Source organism: Pseudomonas sp. GW821-FHT03C07, from assembly GCF_059420925.1.
On record NZ_JBWKUQ010000021.1, the window covers coordinates 94,652 to 114,223 of the forward strand.

Annotated in this window: 20 protein-coding genes; 6 read left to right on the forward strand and 14 right to left on the reverse strand. The window is 62.7% G+C overall.

The window, feature by feature from the left end; all coding sequences use genetic code 11:
- Nucleotide 1: 1 nt before the first annotated feature.
- The 5 genes from mrdA to AC07VG_RS28390 all read right to left on the reverse strand — a co-directional run bounded on the left by mrdA (nucleotide 2) and on the right by AC07VG_RS28390 (nucleotide 4,902).
- Entirely contained in the window at nucleotides 2-1,888 is a 1,887-nt protein-coding gene (gene mrdA, locus AC07VG_RS28370) for a penicillin-binding protein 2 (RefSeq protein WP_495004156.1), read from the reverse strand.
- A gap of 9 nt (nucleotides 1,889-1,897) precedes the next feature.
- The gene (gene rlmH, locus AC07VG_RS28375) at nucleotides 1,898-2,365 is read right to left on the reverse strand and encodes a 23S rRNA (pseudouridine(1915)-N(3))-methyltransferase RlmH (protein ID WP_040071182.1); all 468 of its coding nucleotides are present in this window, start codon (nucleotides 2,363-2,365) and stop codon (nucleotides 1,898-1,900) included.
- A 9-nt stretch (nucleotides 2,366-2,374) separates the two neighbouring features.
- The gene (gene rsfS / locus AC07VG_RS28380) at nucleotides 2,375-2,869 is read right to left on the reverse strand and encodes a ribosome silencing factor (protein WP_495004155.1); all 495 of its coding nucleotides are present in this window, start codon (nucleotides 2,867-2,869) and stop codon (nucleotides 2,375-2,377) included.
- 70 nt (nucleotides 2,870-2,939) lie between these two features.
- Nucleotides 2,940-3,614 (reverse strand): nicotinate-nucleotide adenylyltransferase, encoded by a 675-nt coding sequence (gene nadD, locus AC07VG_RS28385; RefSeq protein ID WP_495004189.1) that lies wholly within the window; start codon nucleotides 3,612-3,614, stop codon nucleotides 2,940-2,942.
- A gap of 16 nt (nucleotides 3,615-3,630) precedes the next feature.
- Nucleotides 3,631-4,902, reverse strand: coding sequence for a glutamate-5-semialdehyde dehydrogenase (locus AC07VG_RS28390; RefSeq protein ID WP_495022277.1), 1,272 nt, complete (start codon nucleotides 4,900-4,902; stop codon nucleotides 3,631-3,633).
- 181 nt (nucleotides 4,903-5,083) lie between these two features.
- Between AC07VG_RS28390 and AC07VG_RS28395 the strand changes: the two genes are divergently transcribed.
- Entirely contained in the window at nucleotides 5,084-5,770 is a 687-nt protein-coding gene (locus tag AC07VG_RS28395; protein WP_495004153.1) for a DNA-3-methyladenine glycosylase, read from the forward strand.
- Nucleotides 5,771-5,922: 152 nt separating this feature from the next.
- Nucleotides 5,923-7,239, forward strand: coding sequence for a bifunctional DedA family/phosphatase PAP2 family protein (locus AC07VG_RS28400; protein ID WP_495004152.1), 1,317 nt, complete (start codon nucleotides 5,923-5,925; stop codon nucleotides 7,237-7,239).
- On the opposite strand, the gene AC07VG_RS28405 is transcribed toward AC07VG_RS28400, so the two are convergent.
- The 5 genes from AC07VG_RS28405 to AC07VG_RS28425 form a co-directional block, all read right to left on the reverse strand.
- Nucleotides 7,236-7,469 (reverse strand): cold shock domain-containing protein, encoded by a 234-nt coding sequence (locus tag AC07VG_RS28405; RefSeq protein ID WP_495022278.1) that lies wholly within the window; start codon nucleotides 7,467-7,469, stop codon nucleotides 7,236-7,238. The two genes, AC07VG_RS28400 and AC07VG_RS28405, sit on opposite strands and share 4 nt — an antisense overlap.
- Nucleotides 7,470-7,570: 101 nt before the next feature.
- Nucleotides 7,571-7,783: a transcription antiterminator/RNA stability regulator CspE gene (gene cspE / locus AC07VG_RS28410; RefSeq protein WP_495004150.1), complete on the reverse strand. Its 213-nt coding sequence runs from the start codon at nucleotides 7,781-7,783 to the stop codon at nucleotides 7,571-7,573.
- 182 nt (nucleotides 7,784-7,965) lie between these two features.
- Nucleotides 7,966-8,556 (reverse strand): LON peptidase substrate-binding domain-containing protein, encoded by a 591-nt coding sequence (locus AC07VG_RS28415; protein WP_495004149.1) that lies wholly within the window; start codon nucleotides 8,554-8,556, stop codon nucleotides 7,966-7,968.
- A gap of 10 nt (nucleotides 8,557-8,566) precedes the next feature.
- A complete protein-coding gene (locus tag AC07VG_RS28420) occupies nucleotides 8,567-9,283 on the reverse strand; it encodes an LrgB family protein (RefSeq protein WP_495004148.1) in 717 nt (238 codons plus the stop codon).
- Nucleotides 9,280-9,642, reverse strand: a complete 363-nt coding sequence (locus tag AC07VG_RS28425) for a CidA/LrgA family protein (RefSeq protein ID WP_495004147.1) — start codon at nucleotides 9,640-9,642, stop codon at nucleotides 9,280-9,282. The genes AC07VG_RS28420 and AC07VG_RS28425 overlap by 4 nt, the downstream gene beginning before the upstream one ends.
- 163 nt (nucleotides 9,643-9,805) lie before the next feature.
- Here AC07VG_RS28425 and AC07VG_RS28430 point away from each other — a divergent pair, with 163 nt between their 5' ends.
- From AC07VG_RS28430 to AC07VG_RS28440, 3 genes are all read left to right on the forward strand, one after another.
- Entirely contained in the window at nucleotides 9,806-10,261 is a 456-nt protein-coding gene (locus AC07VG_RS28430; RefSeq protein WP_248799365.1) for a MaoC family dehydratase, read from the forward strand.
- A 102-nt stretch (nucleotides 10,262-10,363) separates the two neighbouring features.
- Complete coding sequence (locus AC07VG_RS28435) at nucleotides 10,364-12,082, forward strand: C13 family peptidase (protein WP_495004146.1); 1,719 nt, start codon at nucleotides 10,364-10,366, stop codon at nucleotides 12,080-12,082.
- Between the two features lie 27 nt (nucleotides 12,083-12,109).
- The gene (locus tag AC07VG_RS28440; protein ID WP_218225870.1) at nucleotides 12,110-12,751 is read left to right on the forward strand and encodes an NAD(P)H-binding protein; all 642 of its coding nucleotides are present in this window, start codon (nucleotides 12,110-12,112) and stop codon (nucleotides 12,749-12,751) included.
- Between the two features lie 130 nt (nucleotides 12,752-12,881).
- Here AC07VG_RS28440 and AC07VG_RS28445 read toward each other — a convergent pair whose 3' ends face one another.
- The 4 genes from AC07VG_RS28445 to AC07VG_RS28460 all read right to left on the reverse strand — a co-directional run bounded on the left by AC07VG_RS28445 (nucleotide 12,882) and on the right by AC07VG_RS28460 (nucleotide 17,273).
- Complete coding sequence (locus AC07VG_RS28445; RefSeq protein WP_495004145.1) at nucleotides 12,882-13,169, reverse strand: YceK/YidQ family lipoprotein; 288 nt, start codon at nucleotides 13,167-13,169, stop codon at nucleotides 12,882-12,884.
- Nucleotides 13,162-13,794 carry a flavin prenyltransferase UbiX gene (ubiX, locus tag AC07VG_RS28450; protein WP_495004144.1) on the reverse strand — a complete coding sequence of 211 codons (633 nt, stop codon included), beginning with the start codon at nucleotides 13,792-13,794 and terminating at the stop codon, nucleotides 13,162-13,164. Before ubiX ends, AC07VG_RS28445 begins: the two co-directional genes overlap by 8 nt.
- Entirely contained in the window at nucleotides 13,791-15,140 is a 1,350-nt protein-coding gene (gene mpl / locus AC07VG_RS28455; RefSeq protein ID WP_495022279.1) for a UDP-N-acetylmuramate:L-alanyl-gamma-D-glutamyl-meso-diaminopimelate ligase, read from the reverse strand. The genes ubiX and mpl overlap by 4 nt, the downstream gene beginning before the upstream one ends.
- 216 nt (nucleotides 15,141-15,356) lie before the next feature.
- Nucleotides 15,357-17,273 (reverse strand): sigma-54-dependent Fis family transcriptional regulator, encoded by a 1,917-nt coding sequence (locus AC07VG_RS28460; protein WP_495004142.1) that lies wholly within the window; start codon nucleotides 17,271-17,273, stop codon nucleotides 15,357-15,359.
- A gap of 415 nt (nucleotides 17,274-17,688) precedes the next feature.
- Between AC07VG_RS28460 and exaC the strand changes: the two genes are divergently transcribed.
- Nucleotides 17,689-19,209, forward strand: coding sequence for an acetaldehyde dehydrogenase ExaC (gene exaC / locus AC07VG_RS28465; RefSeq protein WP_495004141.1), 1,521 nt, complete (start codon nucleotides 17,689-17,691; stop codon nucleotides 19,207-19,209).
- The last annotated feature ends 363 nt before the right edge of the window (nucleotides 19,210-19,572 follow it).

The following is a 19,572-nucleotide window of genomic DNA, read 5'->3' on the forward strand; positions in this document are numbered from 1 at the left end:
ATCAAGGCATCACCTGCAAGGGGGTTGAGTCGGCATATTCGGGTTTGAGCTTGCCATCCGGGCCGAGCAACCAGGCGTCCATGACCTGGCGCACCACTGGCGCGGCCACGCCGGAACCGGACTCCCCGTTCTCGACCATCACCGCCACGGCAATTTTCGGGTTGTTGGCCGGCGCAAAGCCGACGAACAGGGCGTGGTCGCGATGGCGCTCCTGGACTTTCGAACGGTCGTACTTCTCGCCCTGCTTGATCGCCACGACCTGAGCGGTACCGCTCTTGCCGGCGATCAGGTACTGCGACCCGATGGCCGCTTTGCGCGCGGTACCGCGGGCGCCGTGCATCACCTGCTGCATACCGTGGCTGACCTTGTCCCAATCCGCCGGGTTACGCAGCACGATATCCGGCATCGGGTCCTGATCCAGCGGCTTCCGGCCTTCGATGGTCTTGGCCAGGTGCGGACGGTTCCACACCCCTTTGTTCGCCACCAGCGCCGTGGCCTGGGCCAGTTGCAGGGGGGTAGCCTGCATGTAGCCCTGGCCGATCCCGAGGATCAGGGTTTCGCCCGGGAACCAGGCCTGGCGCCGGGTAGCGCGCTTCCACTCGCGCGAAGGCATCAGCCCCGGCGACTCCTCGAACATGTCCAGGGAAACCTTCTGGCCCAAGCCGAACTTGTTCATATAGGTGGACAGTCGGTCGATGCCCAGCTTGTGCGCCAGGTCGTAGAAGTAGGTGTCGTTGGAACGCATGATCGCCGTGTCCAGGTCGACCCAGCCATCGCCGGTACGGTTCCAGTTACGGTATTTGTGATCGTAGTTGGGCAGCTCGTAGTAACCGGGGTCGAAGACCCGCGTCGAAGCGTTGACCACGCCGCTGTCGAGCCCGGCAATCGCCACCGCCGGCTTGATGGTCGAGCCCGGTGGATAAAGGCCGCGCAGCACCCGGTTGAACAGCGGCCGGTCGATGGAGTCGCGCAACTCGGCGTAGGCCTTGAACCCGATCCCGGCGACGAACAGGTTCGGGTCGAAACTTGGCTGACTGACCATCGCCAACACCTCGCCGGTGGCCGGGTTCAACGCCACCACGGCGCCGCGCCGGCCGCCGAGGGCCTCTTCGGCGGCTTCCTGCAATTTGATGTCCAGGCTCAGGACAATGTCCTTGCCCGGCACCGGGTCGGTGCGCTTGAGCACCCGCAGGATACGTCCGCGGGCGTTGGTCTCGACTTCCTCGTAACCGACCTGGCCGTGCAACTCGGCCTCGTAGAAACGCTCGATACCGGTCTTGCCGATATGGTGGGTGCCGCTGTAGTTCACCGGGTCCAGAGCCTTGAGCTCGGCCTCGTTGATCCGCCCCATGTAGCCCACCGAGTGCGCGAAGTGCGCACCCTGGGGATAGTGACGAACCAACTGCGCGACCACCTCGACGCCCGGCAGACGGAACTGGTTCACGGCCACCCGAGCGATCTGCTCTTCGGTCAACTCGAACAGGATCGGCACCGGCTCGAACGGCCGCCGCCCCTGGCGCACGCGCTTCTCGAAGAGGACGCGATCTTCCGGGGTGAGCTGCAGGACCTCCACCAGCACATCCAGCACCTGACGCCAGTCACCCGAGCGTTCACGGGTCACGCTGAGGCTGAAACTGGGTCGGTTGTCCGCCACCACCAGGCCGTTGCGATCGTAGATCAGGCCACGGCTCGGCGGAATCGACTGGACATGGACGCGGTTGTTTTCCGACTTGGTCGAGTGATAGTCGTACTGGACCACCTGGAGGAAATACAGCCGGGCGATCAGCACGCCGATCAGCGCCACCACCACAATTGCGCCGACCACGACACGGTTACGCACCAGACGGGCGTCTTTCTCGTGGTCCTTGAGGCGAATCGGCTGAGTCATTCGGCAGGCTTATTTATGGTAAGGATGCCCGGACAGCACGGTCCAGGCGCGATACAGCTGTTCACCGATCAGGATCCGCACCAACGGGTGCGGCAAGGTCAGCGGCGACAGCGACCAGCGCTGATCGGCCCGCGCACAGACCTCCGGCGCCAGCCCCTCGGGACCGCCGACCATGAAGTTGACCGTGCGCGAATCCAGCCGCCAGCGATCCAGTTCGACCGCCAACTGCTCGGTGCTCCACGGCTTGCCATGGACCTCCAGCGTGACGATCCGCTCGTTCGGACCGACCTTGGCCAGCATCGCTTCGCCTTCCTGACGGATAAAGCGCGTCACGTCGGCGTTCTTGCCCCGGGTATTGAGTGGAATTTCCACCAGTTCCAGCGCCAGTTCGGATGGCAGACGCTTGGCATACTCGTGCCAACCCTCTTCCACCCACTTGGGCATGCGTGAACCAACAGCAATCAGGCGCAGGCGCACAACGCCACCTTATTCCTGGTCTTTGTTGAGCTTGATGAAATGCTCATGGGTGTTTTCCGGGCTGTGGTGCGCGGCGCTGGCCGAACGGCTCTGCTCGGCACCCTGCCACAAGCGTTCCAGGTCATAGAACTGACGAGCGCTGGCGGTCATCATGTGGACAATTACATCGTCCATGTCCAACAGGACCCAGTCGCTGTCGCCCTTGCCTTCTTCACCCAGCGGCTTGATGCCCAGGGCCTTGACCGCTTCGCGGACCTTGTCCAGCATTGCGCCGATCTGGCGGTTGGAGGTACCGGTGGCGATGATCATGAAGTCAGTGATGCTCTGCTTCTCGCGAACGTCGATCACCAGGATGTCCTGGCCCTTGACGTCTTCCAGGGCCGCTACGGCAACCTTGACCAGCTCTTCGCCCTTGAGGGGCTCGCCGCTGAGGACTTTCTCCGGCAACGGAGCACTCTTGAACGTGCCTTTGCGCTTTACTTTGCTTACGTCGTTGTTGGTCATATAAAACTCGTTTTGCTCATATGTTCGGGCGCTTCAATACACGACTATTCGTGCTTTCAAGCGCGCCGTTTCAGTTCGACGCACGGTACAGCCCGTGCGCATCGATATAGGCCAGGACCGCGTCAGGCACCAGGTAACGTACCGACTTACCGCTGGCCAGCAGTTGACGGATCTGGGTGGCCGACACCGCGAGGGGGGTCTGCCAGACGAATGTAATATGCCCGCCAGGCCCCGGCAGGGCCTTCGGGTCGCTGACCGACCGCGCGGCCAGCAGGTTGCGCAAGGCATCCGGCGGTTCGCTGTCGGCATCCGGGCGTTGCAGCACCAGGATATGGCAATGCTGGAGCAACTCCTCCCAGCGGTGCCAGGTGGGCAGGCCGCAAAATGCGTCCCAGCCCAACAACAAGAATAACTGGTCCTCGGCGGCCAGCTCGGCGCGCATCAGTTCCAGGGTGTCGATCGTGTAGGACGGCTTGTCCCGTTGCAGCTCGCGGTCGTCCACCACCAGCGGGCTGACGCCGGCCACCGCGCAATCGACCATTGCCAATCGATCGATGGCCGAGACCTGCGGTGTATCACGATGCGGTGGCCGGGCACTGGGGGTCAGGCGCAACTCATCGAGGCCCATCAGTTCCGCGACTTCCAGGGCACTGCGCAAATGGCCGATGTGCACCGGGTCGAAGGTTCCGCCGAGCACGCCGATACGCCGGGGCGGAACCTGGCGCGGGCTGACGACGGCTGACAGACGTTTGCTCACTCGATCAGACCGCGGCCTGACCGCGCAACTGCCCGTCGCCGACCACGATGTACTTCTCGCAGGTCAGGCCTTCCAGCCCTACCGGGCCGCGGGCGTGCAGCTTATCAGTAGAAATGCCGATCTCGGCACCCAATCCGTATTCGAAACCGTCGGCGAAGCAGGTCGGGGCATTGAGCATCACCGAACTGGAGTCGACTTCGGCCATGAACGCCCGGGACTGCGCCAGGTCTTCAGTGACGATGGCGTCAGTGTGGTGCGAACCATAATGGTTGATGTGTTCGATGGCCGCGTCCAGCCCGTCGACCACGCGAATCGACAGGATCGGCGCCAGGTATTCGGTGCTCCAGTCTTCTTCAGTGGCCGCGATGACCTCGATCACCGCGCGGGTCCGCTCACAACCGCGCAGCTCGACGCCCTTGGCGCGCAAGCGCTCGGCCATGGCCGGGAGGAACTCGGCGGCGACCGTCTTATCCACCAGCAGGGTTTCCATGGCACCGCAGATACCATAACGATAGGTCTTGGCGTTGAACGCGATGTCGCGGGCCTTCTCCAGGTCCGCGTGAGCGCTGACATACACGTGGCAGATGCCGTCCAGGTGCTTGATCACCGGCACCCGCGCCTCGCGGCTGACCCGTTCGATCAACCCCTTGCCACCGCGCGGCACAATCACGTCGACGTACTCGGGCATGCTGATCAGCGCACCGACGGCAGCGCGGTCGGTGACTTCCACCACCTGCACCACGGCCGCCGGCAGGCCGGCTTCGTCCAGGCCGCGCTGGATGCAGGCGGCAATGGCACGGTTGGAATGAATGGCCTCGGAGCCGCCGCGCAGGATGGTCGCGTTACCCGACTTGAGGCACAGGCTGGCGGCATCGATGGTCACGTTCGGCCGCGACTCATAGATGATGCCGATCACCCCCAGGGGTACGCGCATCTTGCCGACCTGAATCCCCGATGGCCGGTAGCTCATGTCGCGGATCGCCCCCACCGGGTCCGGCAGGCTGGCCACCTGACGCAGGCCGACGATCATGCCATCGATACGCTCAGGGGTCAGGGTCAGGCGTTCGACCAGTGCTGGCTCCAGGCCATTGGCACGGGCGGCGGCCAGATCGAGGTCGTTGGCGGCACTCAGCTCGGCGCGGGCAGCGTCCAACGCGGCGGCGGCGGCCAGCAGGGCGCGGTTCTTCTGCGCGGTGCTGGCACGGCCGATCACGCGGGAAGCTTCGCGGGCAGCGCGACCCAGACGGGTCATATAGTCGAGAACGGACTCAGTCATGGCTCTTAAGGGGGACTTGGCAAAGAGGAAAGCGGCCGATTATAGCTGTCGCGCCGCCTGACGGACAGCGGTGCCGGGCGGATGGTCGAAATGGAGGGTAAATAGCGGGTGTTCAGGCGCAATTAAGGCATAAAACGTTATGATTCACCTCCAATCCGCCGTCAACAGTCTCGCGCCCACGATGCCCAGCCCCACCCCCGCGCCCTTGCCGAGCGCCCTGCCCGACGCTTTTTTCGACCGCGATGCGCAACTGCTCGCCCGCGAACTGCTGGGCAAAGTCATCCGTCACAAGGTCGGCGATCTCTGGCTGGCGGCGCGAATCATCGAGACCGAAGCCTATTACCTCGAGGAAAAAGGCAGCCATGCCTCCCTCGGTTACACAGAAAAACGTAAGGCTTTGTTTCTGGATGGCGGGCATATCTATATGTATTACGCCCGCGGCGGCGATTCGCTGAACTTCAGCGCCCACGGGCCGGGTAACGCGGTGCTGATCAAATCCGGTTATCCGTGGGTCGATGAACTGTCCGGCCCGGCCAGCCTGGCGCAGATGCTGCTAAACAATCCGACGGCCAATGGCATGGCGCGTCCGGCGCAGAAGTTGTGTGCCGGCCAGACCCTGCTGTGCAAGGCCTTGGGGCTCAAGGTGCCGATGTGGGACGCCAAGCGCTTCGACCCGCAGGGGTTGCTGGTCGAGGATGTCGGCACCCAGGTGGCACCGATCATCCAGACCACCCGCCTGGGCATCCCCGGCGGACGTGACGAACACCTGCTGTACCGCTTCGTCGACGCCAGCCATGCGGCGTATTGCACGCGCAACCCGCTCCGGCGTGGGCAGGTCGAAGGTCGCGATTACCTGTTGCACGACTGAAGAACGCCACCTCCCCGCTGTAGGAGCGCGCTTGCTCGCGAGGGTGGACGGGGCACCGCGGGGCATCAGATTCCCCGCGGCATCGTTAACGACCATCGCGAGCAAGCTCGTTCCTACAATGTTTTGGTTTTGTCTGAAAAAGGAAGTCACCCATGGGCCCATGGCTCGATAGCATCACCGGCTGGCTGACCGCCAACCCTCAATGGCTGGGACTGGCGCTTGTCATCGTCGCCTGCCTCGAATGCCTGGCCATTGTCGGGAGTATCGTGCCGGGCACGGTCCTGCTGTTCGCCATCGCCGTGCTAGCCGGCAGCGGCGCCCTGCCCCTGGGCGAAACCCTGCTGCTGGGTTTCATCGGCGGCCTGCTCGGTGACGTGGCCTCCTACACCCTGGGCCGCCGCTTCCACCAAAACATCCGGCGCCTGCCGGGCCTGCGCAGTCACCCGCAGTGGATGAGCGGCGCGGAAAGCTATTTCCAGCGCTATGGCATCGCCAGCCTGCTGGTCGGACGCTTTATCGGTCCCTTGCGCCCGATGCTGCCAATGATCGCCGGCATGTGCGACATGCCATTGCCGCGGTTTATCGGTGTCAGCCTGATCGCCGGCGCCGGCTGGTCGGTGGTCTACCTGCTGCCGGGCTGGGCCACCGGCGCGGCCATCCGCCTGCCCTTGCCCGAGGGCTTCTGGCCACAGGCCGGCGTGGTCGCGATCGGGCTCGTCGCCCTGATCGGGCTGTGCATCCATTGCAGCGTGAAGCGTCATCCCAAGGCCACGCTGCTGATTTCAGGCTTGAGCCTGGTATTGCTGGTCAGCCTGTTTCTCGGCTACCCCCACCTCACGGCGTTCGACCAGGGCCTGATGACGCTGGTACAGGAACATCGCGACAAGGCGCTGGACGTGGCGGCGGTTATCGCCACCCGTCTCGGCGACTTCCGTATCCAGCTCATTGTGGCCGGCGCGCTGACCGCCCTGCTGTTTCTCGCCCGCCAATGGCGTCAGGGGCTGTTTTTCGGTGCCACCCTGGCGGTGACGGCGCTGGGCAACACCGCCGCCAAATATTTCTTCGCACGGATCCGCCCGGAAGTGCTGGCCGAGCCGATCAGCAGTTTCAGCATGCCCAGCGGCCACAGTTCGGGCTCGTTCGCGTTTTTCCTGGTGCTGGCGGTACTGGCCGGACGCGAGCAGCCGCCACGGATGCGCGTGACCTGGCTATTGCTCGGCTGCCTGCCGGCGCTGACGGTGGCATTGTCACGGGTGTACCTGGGCGCGCACTGGCCCACCGATATCCTCGCCGGCGCGCTGCTCGCCATTACCGTGCTGGCGGCCAGCCTGAGCCTCTGCCAACGCTGCATGCCGCTACCGGCCATGCCACCCCGGACCTGGTGGCTGATCCTGCCGGCCGCCGTGGCGATCTATGGTTTTTATGCCCTGTGGCATTTGCAGCATGCGATCGGGCGATATGCCTATTAACAAACCGTTTCGGACAGATCACTTTCCACGACTTCAAGATTGACCGCATAGAACTGGCCGTCTTCGCCTTGCACAACGTCATAGGTCACGGTGTCGCCGGCCTGCAACGCCGGCCCACCGTCAGTAGTGGACTTCACGTGGAAGAAAAGCTCTCGTCCATCCACATGTGCCGTGATCACGCCAATCCCGCCCCGGGCGGAGTCGTAACGCTGTTCGCCGTACTTATCCATGACTGGTTCTCCCAAAAAGGAAGAGGCACACTCAGACGTCGCCCCGAGGAAGTTCGGTTACCCAAGGGAGGTATGGAACGCCATGTCTTGACAGCAGAACCTTAAATCAATTTAACGTTTTCTGCTTGCAGGCCTTTTTGTCCTTGAGCAACTTCGAAACTTACTTTCTGCCCTTCAGCTAAGGATTTGAAACCGGTCGCCTGTATCGCTTTGAAATGAACAAAAACATCTTGCGATCCATCATCTGGCGAAATAAAACCAAAACCTTTCGCATCATTGAACCACTTGACCTTGCCTTCTTTTTGCTCTGACATTTCCAATATTCCCAGTTACTGAATGACGCAAGCTCGTCCGTGGACAACTTTTGCCCTGCGAGCTTTCCATATTTCCGCCGTTCAATCCTGGATCCATTGCAGCGCTCGGGCTACTGTCATTTCTGACAGGTTTTCAGATCATTTCTATATAACGGTTATTCCATGCCATTACAGGGGCCCACTCAAGCAAACAACTCGCCCTGCAATTCGTCCAATAACACCTGAATCGCATCCAGACGCTGTTGCGGATCATCCAGTTCCAACAGGTCGATCTTGTCCAGCTCGGAAAACGGCAGCAGATACGCCAACTGATTGGCCAGAGACTGCTGCCCGGTCGCTTCGGTGCCCATGTTCAGGGCGGCGACCATCGGGTGTTCGGCCAGCGCCTTGAGCAGCGCCACCAGGTCCTCGTCCTCGTCCTGCAACGGCCTCTCAGGGATCTCATCCAGCCACTCGACCTCGGCGACCGTCAGTTGATCGCGCTGCAACTCCGTGCGCAGCACCCGGAAACGCCGCGCACCTTCGACCCGAATGCCCAGCAAGCCGTTGTCCTGCTGCTGGAAATCGCGGATCACGGCTTCACAGCCGACCAGGGCAAAGCCTTCCGGCGCATCGCCGACCTCTTGGCCTTCAAGAATGCAGACCACGCCAAAACCACTGCCCTGTTTCATGCAGCGACTGATCATGTCCAGATAGCGCGCCTCGAAAATCTGCAGGTCGAGGATACAACCGGGAAACAGTACGGTGTTCAGGGGAAACAACGCCAGGCTCATAACGACTTCCTTAAACCACCAAAGTTACCGCCAACGGCAGCAACACTGCCGTGGCTACGCCCATCAGGCTCATTGCCAACGCCGCGAAGGCGCCGCATTCTTCACTTTCCTGCAAGGCCACCGAAGTGCCCACCGCATGGGCGGTCATGCCCAGGGCCATGCCTCGAGCTTCCGCCGTATGCACGCCCAGTCGCGTCAGCAGCCAGGGCCCGACAATGGCGCCGATCACCCCGGTGATCAACACGAACACCGCCGCCAGGGCCGCGACGCCACCGATCTGCTCGGCCACCAGCATGGCGATGGGCGAAGTCACCGACTTGGGCAACAGGGTCATCAGGATCATGTGGTCGGCCCCGAACAGCCAGCCAAACAACACGCCCAGGCCAGTCGCCAATACCCCACCCATCACCAGCGTAGTAAAAATCGGCCAGAACAACTGTCGAATCCGCCGCAGGTTCAGATACAGCGGCACAGCCAACGCCACCGTGGCCGGCCCCAACAGAATACCGAGAATCTCAGTGCTCTTGCGGTACTCGGCGTACTCCAGATCGCAGAGCAACAGGATAGCGACCACCAGCGCCATCGACGCCAGGACCGGTTGCAGGAAGACCCAGCGGGTCTTTTCGAAGCCCGCCAGCACCAGTTGATAGGCGCCCAGGGTAATGCCGATGCCGAACAGCGGATGATGGATCAGCGCCGCCCAGGCGCCCTGCCAATCGAGGTTCATGGCCGCTCTCCACGCCGGGCATGGCGCTTGACCAGGGCATTCATCAACACCCCGACGAACGCCATGGAAATCAGCACCGACAATACCAGCGCACCGGCAATCGCCCAGAAGTCCGCGGCGATCTGCCGGGCATAGACCATTACCCCTACCGCTGGCGGCACCAGCAACAGCGGCAGATAACGCAACAGACTGGACGCCGCCTCGCTCAACGGTGCACTGACTTCGCCGCGCACCATCAGAAACACCAGCAAGAGCAACAAGCCGATAATCGGCCCCGGCAACACCGGCACACACAAATGATTGAGGGCTGTACCGAGCAACTGAAACAGCACCAGCCAGGTCAGGCCGCGTAACAACATCCGAACTCTCCCTTGAAGATGCCAGCATTATAAGCACGCCCATACGCCGCCATTCGCCAAAGGTATGGTGGCTTGACCGGACACATGTCCCATGATGATCTACAGTGGATGCCAAGGGCTGCAACCCGAGGCCCGATAACTCGATAGACCAAGGAGTGTGTCAATGCCCTATGTACCTGTAGCGCAGCTCAACGATTATGTCGGCAAGGAACTCGGCTATTCCGAATGGCTGACCATCGACCAGGCGCGGATCAACCTGTTCGCCGAAGCCACCGGTGACTATCAGTTCATCCACGTGGACCCGGTCAAGGCCGCGCAAACGCCGTTCGGCAGCACCATCGCCCACGGGTTCCTGTCGCTGTCGCTGATCCCGAAACTGATGGAAGATATCTTCATCATGCCCGAAGGCCTGAAGATGGCCGTCAACTACGGCCTGGACAGCGTGCGCTTTATCCAGCCGGTGAAGGTCGACTCACGGGTGCGCCTCAAGGTCGAACTGACCGAGGTCACCGAGAAGAAACCCGGCCAATGGCTGCTCAAGGCCACCGCCACGCTGGAAATCGAAGGCCAGGAAAAACCCGCCTATATCGCTGAACCCCTGTCACTCTGCTTCGTCTGATTGCCCGTACTCACGAAACAGAGTGCACTCTGTTTCGTGCAGGACACTGGACACGCCATATTGCTACGGCATACTCGGTCCCCTAATTATCCGGATCCCGTTATGCGCCCACTTGTCCCCCTGGTTTTGACCCTGCTGCTCACCGCCTGCGGTGATGGCGAATCGCTATTGCCGCCGGACGCGCGCCTGCCGGACGGCGGTCGCTATCGCGGCGAAGTGGTCAATGGGCTGCTGCAAGGCCAGGGCCGCATCGACTACCCCAGTGGCAGTTGGTACGCCGGCCAGTTCGACCACGGTCAGTGGCAGGGCGACGGCGAGTGGCATGGCAGCAATGGCGAGGTCTACAAAGGCCAGTTCCAACAGGGCCTGTTCCACGGCCAGGGCACCTTGACCGTGCACGACAGCAACTACACCGGCGGCTTCAAGCAGGGCCGGCGCGACGGCGAAGGCACGCTCAAAGAAGCCGGCATGACCTACCGTGGCGAATTCAAGGACGACCAGTACTCAGGCCTCGGCCATCTGGAACTGGAAGACGGCAGCCAATACCAGGGTGAATTCGCCCACGGCAAGCCCAACGGCGAGGGCCAGCGCAGCGATGCCAACGGCAACCTGTTCACCGGCCACTTCGTCAATGGTCAACTGGAAGGGGTCGGCACCTTCAACAGCGCCGACGGCGACCAGTATGCCGGCGGCTTCAAGCGTAACCAGTTGAATGGCAAGGGCCGCTACGAAAACGCCGATGGCGATGTCTGGATCGGTGAATTCAAGGACGGCGTGCTCAACGGCAAGGGCCAACTGATCGGCGTCGACGGCAGCCACTATCGCGGCGAGTTCAGCGAGTGGCGCTTCAACGGCCAGGGCCATTTGAGCCTGGGTGATGGCAGCGTCTATATCGGCGAGTTCGCCAGTGACACCTACAACGGTCGTGGCAGCCTGGCGCTGGCCGACGGCAGCGTGCAAAGCGGCATTTGGAGCAACGGCCAGCGAGTCCGCGATGCCGACGGCAAGCTGCTGCCCGATCTGCTGGAACTCGGCCTGCTGGCCCAGGGCCCACTGCTGGAAAAAGCCCTGGCCGCCGTGCCGGCCTCGACCCCGGCGATCGAACTCTACAGCCTGGTGCTGGCCGGCGACGGCAAGCAAAGCGTGTTTATGCGCGAGGCCGATTACGTCAACCAGATGCTCGCCAGCCGCTTCGGTGCCTATGGCCAGATCAGCCTGGTGAACCATCGCGACCACCTCGGCGATCGGCCGATGGCAACCCGCGAGAACCTGCTCCGCGCCGCCCAGACCCTGGCCGAACGCAGCGGACCGGAAGACCTGATCTTCATCTACCTGACCAGCCACGGCACCCATGAACATGAGTTTGTGCTGGATCAGCCACGCCTGGAGCTGGCCGACCTGCCAGCCGACGAACTGGCCTCGGCGCTGGCACCGCTGAAAAATCGCGACAAGGTCATTGTGATTTCCGCCTGTTACTCCGGCGGCTTCATCCCGGCGCTCAAGGATGAAAAAACCCTGATCATGACCGCGTCCCGCGCGGACCGGGTCTCCTTCGGTTGCTCCGAGGAGGCGGATTTCACCTATTTCGGCGACGCCCTGTTCGCCCAGGCGCTGAACCAGACCGACGATCTGCAGCAAGCCTTCACCCTGGCCAAGGCGCATGTCGCCGAGCGTGAGCAGGCGGACAATTTCGAAGCGTCTGAACCGCAGATCTGGGCGCCCAAAGGCGTGCTGGCACATTGGCAGTTGCTGCGCAAACAACAAGCGCGAAAAGCGTTGCAAAGCGCTTCGCTGGACAGCAAGACTGCCAAGAGCAACTAAGCTGAACTGTATCAAGGGAGGTATTTTATGTACTTGACGCCTCAGCATATCCTGCTCGCTGGAGCCACCGGTCTGACCGGTGAACATCTACTCGACCGCCTGCTCAACGAGCCGACTGTCACCCGCGTACTGGCCCCCTCACGACGACCACTGGCCGAACATCCGCACCTGGAAAATCCGGTGGGCGATCCGGCGATTTTCCTGCCGCAATTGAGCGGCCGTGTCGACCTGGCAATCTGCTGCCTGGGCACCACCATCAAGCTGGCGGGTTCCGAAGAAGCGTTCCGCGCCGTGGACCACGACATGGTCGTGGCCTTCGGCAAGCGCGCGCGGGAAATGGGCGCGCGGCATCTGATCGTGGTCAGTGCCATCGATGCCGATCCGAAATCCAAGGTGTTCTATAGCCGGGTCAAGGGCGAGATGGAACAGTCGCTGCGGGCGCAGAACTGGCCGCAGCTGACCATCGCCAGGCCTTCGTTGCTGCTGGGCGAGCGGATCGAACCGCGCCTGGCGGAACAGTTGGCGGCACCGCTATCGAAACTGATTCCCGGGAAGTATCGCGGCATCGAGGCCTGCCAACTGGCGCGGGCGCTGTGGCGCCTGGCGCTGGAAGAGCAGGATGGGGTGCGGATTGTCGAGTCGGATGAATTGCGCCGGCTGGGCAAATAGCACCACCCTGCGTGAAGAGCAATGGAATGCATACCCTGTGGGAGCGGTGCTTGCCCGCGAAGAAGGCGGTGAGGCCACTAAAAGCTTCGCGGGCAAGCACCGCTCCCACAGGTTAGGTTGTCACTCGGAGCTACAACCCGCCCGTCGCCTGATACCCCACGCCCAATACCGTCAACACCGAAAGCGGCAACAGCAGCGTATCCAGCAACGCACTGGCCGGCAGATCCACCCCGGGATAGCTCGGCGCCTGCGCCCCAAAGCGGTCATAAGCGCAACAACCACCCTGCAACGCATACAGATCCAGGCGCGTCCCCGAATACACCACGGGCGCCCCGGCCTTGCCGGCGTCCAAGGTCCGCACCGTCGCACAACCAGCCAGTTGCAGCACCAGCAGCAGGTACAGCAGTGACCTACTCATCGCTGCTCAAATGATGTTCACCCCAACGTGGCAGCATATCCTGGGGGATATTCAACAGATTGAGAATCCGCGCCACGACAAAATCCACCAGGTCATCGATGGTCTGCGGCTGGTGATAAAAGCCCGGCGACGCCGGCAGGATGGTCACGCCCATATTCGACAGCTTGAGCATGTGCTCCAGATGAATGCTCGAATACGGCGCCTCGCGCGGCACCAGGATCAACTGGCGGCGCTCCTTGAGGGTGACATCCGCCGCCCGCTCGATCAGGTTGTTACAGGCGCCCGTGGCAATGGCCGACAAGGTTCCGGTGGAACAAGGCACCACCACCATCGCCGCCGGCGCGCCGGAACCCGAGGCCACCGGCGACATCCAGTCCTCCTTGCCATACACCCGGATCTGCCCGGCCGCCGCACCTGTGTATTCGGTGAGGAAAGCCTGCATCATCTGCGGCTTGGTCGGCAGCGCCACGTCGGTCTCGGTGGCCATCACCAGCTGCGCGGCCTTGGAGATCAGGAAATGCACCTCGCGGTCCTCGCGCACCAGGCAGTCGAGCAGGCGCAGGCCATAGGGCGCGCCGGAAGCGCCGGTCATCGCCAGGGTGATGCGTTCCGGCCCGTTGTTCATTGCAGCGCCTCGGCCAGTTTGCCGTGCAGGCCGCCGAAGCCGCCGTTGCTCATGATCACCACATGGGTCCCGGGTTTGGCCTGGCTTTTCACCCGCTCAATGATGCCATCGAGGGAATCGCTGACGATCGACGGCACCGAACACAATGCCGCCGTGGCGCCCAGGTCCCAACCAAGATTGGCTGGCGCATACCAGATCACCTGATCGGCCTGGACCACACTGTCCGGCAGACCGTCGCGGTGGGCGCCGAGCTTCATGGAGTTGGAGCGCGGCTCGATAATGGCGATCAGCGGCGCATCGCCGATTTTCTTGCGCAGGCCATCAAGGGTGGTGGCAATCGCCGTCGGGTGGTGGGCGAAGTCATCGTAGATCGTCACGCCGTGAACTTCGGCGACTTTCTCCATCCGCCGCTTCACGCTCTTGAAAGCACTGAGGGCAGCAATGCCCATAGCCGGCACCACGCCGACATGCCGCGCCGCCGCCAGGGTGGCCAGGGCATTGGCGACGTTGTGCTGGCCAGTCAGGTCCCACTCGACCATGCCTTGGGCCACGCCTTCGAACATCACTTCAAAACGCGAGCCGTCTTCGCTCAGCAACTTGACCTGCCACTGGCCGCCGGTGCCAGTGGTCTGCACCGGGGTCCAGCAACCCATTTCGATCACCCGCTGCAAAGCCGGCTCGGTGGTCGGATGGATCACCAGCCCCTCGCTGGGAATGGTCCGCACCAGATGGTGGAATTGCCGCTCGATCGCCGCCAGATCCGCGAAAATATCCGCATGATCGAATTCCAGGTTGTTCAGGATCGCGGTGCGCGGACGGTAGTGGACGAACTTCGAGCGCTTGTCGAAAAAGGCGCTGTCGTACTCATCGGCTTCGATCACGAAGAACGGTGTTCTGCCCAGACGGGCCGACACCGAGAAATTCTGCGGCACGCCGCCGATCAGAAAACCCGGGCTCATGCCCGCATGTTCCAGCACCCAGGCGAGCATGCTGCTGGTGGTGGTCTTGCCGTGGGTACCGGCCACGGCCAGGACCCAGCGGCCCTGCAGCACATGGTCGGCCAGCCACTGCGGGCCAGACACATAGGGCAGGCCCTTGTTCAACACGTACTCGACCGCCGGATTGCCACGGGACATGGCATTGCCGATCACCACCAGGTCTGGGGCCGGATCGAGTTGCGCCGGATCGTAGCCCTGGGTCAGCTCGATGCCCTGGGCCTGGAGCTGGGTGCTCATCGGTGGATAGACGTTGGCATCGGAACCGGTAACGTGATGGCCCAGTTCCTTGGCCAGCACAGCCATCGAACCCATGAACGTACCGCAGATACCCAGAATATGAATGTGCATAGTCGACCTCGTAAAACGTGGTCGCAGGTTAGCCCAGGGCGTGGGAAATCGCACCTGGTGTTTCACCGACCCGAGGACGCCCCCTTTGTAGGAGCAGCCGGTCGACGCTCGATTGCTCGCGATGGTGGTCCAGGCACCGCAGGGTGTCAGGATGCCCGCGTCATCGTTGACACCCATCGCGAGCAAGCTCGCTCCTACAGGGGGGACATCGATGGTCTAGCGGGCGATGCCGTGCTTGCGCAGCTTGCGATACAAGGTATTGCGGCTGACCCCCAGCTGCTCGGCCGTGTGGGTCATATGCCAGCGCTGCTGCTCCAAGGCATTGAGCAGAGCCAGGCGCTCGGCGTCTTCGAGGGGATGTCCGGACGGTTCATCAACGGCCACCGCGACCAGGCCCGGCCGCGCCTGGCGGATCAGCGCCGGCAGATCCTCAAGTCCGATCCGGCCGTCCTCGCACAACGCCGCCAGTGTGCGCAACACCGTACGCATCTGCCGCACATTGCCCGGCCACTCGAACGCCAACAGCGCCTGGCGCGCGGCCGCATCGATCAGCACGGGCTGCTCGCCAGCCTCCTCCGCCAGCAGGAAATCCAGCAACTGCGACTTGTCGCTGCGCTCTCGCAAAGCCGGCAGACCGACCTCCAGCCCATTGAGCCGGTAATACAGATCCTCGCGGAAACTGCCGTCGCCGACCCGCTCCATCAGATTGCGGTGCGTGGCGCTGATAATCCGCACATTGACTGCCTCCGGCTCGCCGCCGATAGGCACCACCTGGCGATCCTCCAGCACCCGCAGCAAGCGGGTCTGCAAGGCCAGTGGCATATCGCCGATTTCATCGAGAAACAGCGTGCCGCCATCGGCCTGTTGCAGCTTGCCGCGCATGCCTTCCTTGCGCGCACCGGTAAAGCTGCCGCCGCGATAACCAAACAGCTCGCTTTCGATCAGGCTCTCGGGAATCGCCGCGCAGTTGAGGGCGACAAAGGCTTTCTCGGCGCGCTGGCTGGACTGGTGCACCGCCTTGGCGAACGCCTCCTTGCCCGAACCGGTTTCGCCATTGATCAGTAACGGCACATCACGTTCGAAGACCCGTAGCGCTCGACGAAAATCCGTCTGCAAGGCCAGATCGCCGAGGCAGATATTGGACAGCTTCGCTCGCTCCAGCGGTGCGGGTGTCGGGGCCAACCCCTTGGGCACGCTACGCGGCTGGCCGCGCAACACCGCGAACAGGGCGCGGCCGTCGCGGGCCCGCAATGGCCAGCTGGCGCTGGCCTGGGCACTGGCGCGGCCGAGCAGTTCATCCAGCGGGCAATCGAAGAATGCCTCCACCGGCTGGCCGAGCAAAGCGCTACGCCCCTGCCCCAGCAGGTTCAGGGCACTCTGGTTGACCGCACTGATCCGTCCTTCGCCGTCGAATGCGAGCAAGCCCTCGCTGAACAGCCCCACCGACTCGGCCTGCAAGTGGAAGCGCAGCAGCCAGTGGTTGTCGTAATGCCGGAGGAAATAGCAGCTCTCGATCATCTTCGCCGAGAGGTTGACCAGCGCCATGGTGTGAAACTGGCTCTGGCGCGACACGTCCGGGCGGGCCGAGGACACATCGAGCACCGCCATCAATTCGCCATGAGGATCGAAGACCGGGCTGGCGGAGCAGGTCAGGCCGGTGTGGCGACCACGGAAGTGTTCGTCCTGGTGGATGGTCAGGGACTGGCGCTCGACCAGGCAGGTTCCGATACCGTTGGTGCCTTCGCAGGCCTCGCTCCAGTCGGCGCCAAGCCAGAGGCCGGCGCGCTCGAAGATTTTGCGTTCGGCGGGGGCGGTGACGCAATTGAGGATCACCCCGCGGGCATCGGTGAGCAGCACCGCGTGACCGGCGCCGGAGAGCTGCTGGTGCAGGCTGGTCATTTCATTGCCGGCGATCTGCAGGACTTGGCGCAGGTGCTCGCGGCTTTCCAGCAGGCGCCCGTGTTCGAGCACAGTGGGGGCGATGCTCAGCGACGGGTCGAGGTGATAGTCCTCCAGGCAACGCAGCCAGGAGCGGGCGATGGACGGGTCACTGCCGGGGCCGCCCGGGTGGGCCTTGCCCTGGGTCACGGTCAATACCTGCTGGGCGTGGCGACTCAGATGGTTGTTCTGCATTTCTTATTATTCTCCCCCCACCCCTGTAGGAGCGAGCTTGCTCGCGATGATGGTCCAGCCACTGAGGGGTGTCAGGGCGCCCGCGTCATCGTTGACGTCCATCGCGAGCAAGCTCGCTCCTACAGAGGTGTTCAGCCGTTGATGCACGTTCGTCTGGATGCCCAGCATCCTCCAGCGCCGTGAGCAATGCAATCATCCCGCGACCGCCGAGTCACAGGCTGTGCCAAGCACGGTACAAACTGTCACCCCGGCTGTATCGCTCCTGTCGCAACAGCGTCGCCATCCGTCACCGCGCACCCCGGCCAAAGGCTCTGGCGCCCGGCCCACCAGGCACTGGCCCGACCTTTGCTCTACGCTTATTAAGCGCTCAAGCGCGTACTCCCTTATAAGCACAATAGCCAAGGAGACACACACCATGCGTTACGCCCACCCTGGTACTGCCGGCGCCATCGTTACGTTCAAAGCCAAGTACGGCAACTACATCAATGGCGAATTCGTCGCGCCTGTCGACGGCCAGTACTTCACCAACACCTCTCCGGTCAATGGCAAGGCCATTGCCGAATTCCCCCGTTCCAACGCCAAGGATATCGACAAGGCCCTCGACGCCGCCCATGCCGCCGCCGATGCCTGGGGCGCCACCTCGGTCCAGGCGCGCTCGCTGGCCCTGCTGAAAATCGCCGACCGTATCGAACAGAATCTCGAACTGCTGGCCATCACCGAAAGCTGGGACAACGGCAAGGCCGTGCGCGAAACCCTCAACGCCGATATCCCGCTGGCCGCTGACCATTTCCGTTACTTCGCCGGTTGCCTGCGCGCCCAGGAAGGCAGCGCCGCGGAAATCGACGGCAACACCGTGGCCTACCACATCCATGAACCACTGGGCGTGGTCGGGCAGATCATCCCGTGGAACTTCCCGATCCTGATGGCCGCCTGGAAACTCGCCCCGGCCCTGGCCGCCGGCAACTGCGTGGTGCTCAAACCGGCCGAGCAAACCCCGCTGGGCATCACCGTGCTCATGGAGCTGATCGGCGACCTGCTGCCACCCGGCGTACTGAACGTGGTGCAAGGGTTCGGCAAAGAAGCCGGCGAAGCCCTGGCCACCAGCAAGCGCATCGCCAAGATCGCCTTTACCGGCTCGACCCCGGTCGGTTCGCACATCATGAAATGCGCGGCCGAGAACATCATCCCGTCCACCGTGGAGCTGGGCGGCAAGTCGCCGAACATCTTCTTCGCCGACATCATGAAAGCCGAGCCGAGCTTTATCGAAAAGGCTGCCGAAGGCCTGGTCCTGGCCTTCTTCAACCAGGGCGAAGTCTGCACCTGCCCGTCCCGCGCGCTGATTGAAGAGTCGATCTACGACGAGTTCATGCAAGTAGTGATGAAGAAAGTCGAGCAGATCAAACGTGGCGACCCGCTGGATACCGACACCATGGTTGGCGCCCAGGCTTCCGAGCAGCAATTCGACAAGATCCTGTCCTATCTGGAAATCGCCAAGCAGGAAGGCGCGCAGTTGCTGACCGGCGGCCAGGTGCAGAAGCTTGAAGGGGATCTGGCCACCGGCTATTACATCCAGCCGACCCTGCTCAAGGGCACCAACAAGATGCGCGTGTTCCAGGAAGAAATCTTTGGCCCGGTGGTGAGCATCACCACCTTCAAGGACGAAGCCGAAGCCCTGGCGATTGCCAACGACACCGAGTTCGGCCTGGGTGCGGGCCTGTGGACCCGGGATATCAACCGCGCCTACCGCGTGGGCCGGGCGATCAAGGCCGGACGTGTCTGGACCAACTGCTACCACCTGTACCCGGCGCATGCCGCGTTCGGCGGCTACAAGAAATCCGGCGTGGGCCGCGAAACCCACAAAATGATGCTCGATCATTACCAGCAGACCAAAAACCTGCTGGTGAGCTATGACATCAATCCACTTGGGTTCTTCTAAACCCTGAGGCCGCCTTCGCGGCGGTTCGGCGCCCCGACAAGCTCCGCTCCCACAGTGTCCGAGTCGAATCCAAAAGATGTAAACGACCGAAAACCTGTAGGAGCGGAGCTTGCCCGCGAAGAGGCCATTACTGACACCCTGAAAACAACGCCTGGCCGCTCTGGCACGGGCTTTGCGTGCACGCTGTAACGAAAATCGCTACCCGCAAGTCCAACACCCAAACAATAAAAATGACAAGCGAGGACTTATGACAACCCAAACCGCACTCAAACCGACCCTCGGTACCCTGCACCTCTGGGGCATTGCCGTGGGCCTGGTGATCTCCGGTGAATACTTCGGCTGGAGCTATGGCTGGGGCACCGC

Excerpts from the sequence above, each read along its gene's own strand:
- rsfS (WP_495004155.1), bottom strand. The coding sequence starts at position 2,869 with ATGACCAACAACGACGTAAGCAAAGTAAAGCGCAAAGGCACGTTCAAG.
- AC07VG_RS28420 (WP_495004148.1), bottom strand. The coding sequence starts at position 9,283 with ATGAACCTCGATTGGCAGGGCGCCTGGGCGGCGCTGATCCATCATCCG.
- AC07VG_RS28430 (WP_248799365.1), top strand. The coding sequence starts at position 9,806 with ATGCCCTATGTACCTGTAGCGCAGCTCAACGATTATGTCGGCAAGGAA.
- AC07VG_RS28400 (WP_495004152.1), top strand. The coding sequence starts at position 5,923 with ATGGGCCCATGGCTCGATAGCATCACCGGCTGGCTGACCGCCAACCCT.
- AC07VG_RS28395 (WP_495004153.1), top strand. The coding sequence starts at position 5,084 with ATGCCCAGCCCCACCCCCGCGCCCTTGCCGAGCGCCCTGCCCGACGCT.
- AC07VG_RS28445 (WP_495004145.1), bottom strand. The coding sequence starts at position 13,169 with ATGAGTAGGTCACTGCTGTACCTGCTGCTGGTGCTGCAACTGGCTGGT.
- mrdA (WP_495004156.1), bottom strand. The coding sequence starts at position 1,888 with ATGACTCAGCCGATTCGCCTCAAGGACCACGAGAAAGACGCCCGTCTG.
- AC07VG_RS28415 (WP_495004149.1), bottom strand. The coding sequence starts at position 8,556 with ATGAGCCTGGCGTTGTTTCCCCTGAACACCGTACTGTTTCCCGGTTGT.
- AC07VG_RS28405 (WP_495022278.1), bottom strand. The coding sequence starts at position 7,469 with ATGGATAAGTACGGCGAACAGCGTTACGACTCCGCCCGGGGCGGGATT.
- cspE (WP_495004150.1), bottom strand. The coding sequence starts at position 7,783 with ATGTCAGAGCAAAAAGAAGGCAAGGTCAAGTGGTTCAATGATGCGAAA.
- mpl (WP_495022279.1), bottom strand. The coding sequence starts at position 15,140 with ATGCACATTCATATTCTGGGTATCTGCGGTACGTTCATGGGTTCGATG.
- exaC (WP_495004141.1), top strand. The coding sequence starts at position 17,689 with ATGCGTTACGCCCACCCTGGTACTGCCGGCGCCATCGTTACGTTCAAA.
- AC07VG_RS28460 (WP_495004142.1), bottom strand. The coding sequence starts at position 17,273 with ATGCAGAACAACCATCTGAGTCGCCACGCCCAGCAGGTATTGACCGTG.
- ubiX (WP_495004144.1), bottom strand. The coding sequence starts at position 13,794 with ATGAACAACGGGCCGGAACGCATCACCCTGGCGATGACCGGCGCTTCC.
- AC07VG_RS28390 (WP_495022277.1), bottom strand. The coding sequence starts at position 4,902 with ATGACTGAGTCCGTTCTCGACTATATGACCCGTCTGGGTCGCGCTGCC.
- AC07VG_RS28425 (WP_495004147.1), bottom strand. The coding sequence starts at position 9,642 with ATGTTGTTACGCGGCCTGACCTGGCTGGTGCTGTTTCAGTTGCTCGGT.
- AC07VG_RS28440 (WP_218225870.1), top strand. The coding sequence starts at position 12,110 with ATGTACTTGACGCCTCAGCATATCCTGCTCGCTGGAGCCACCGGTCTG.
- AC07VG_RS28435 (WP_495004146.1), top strand. The coding sequence starts at position 10,364 with ATGCGCCCACTTGTCCCCCTGGTTTTGACCCTGCTGCTCACCGCCTGC.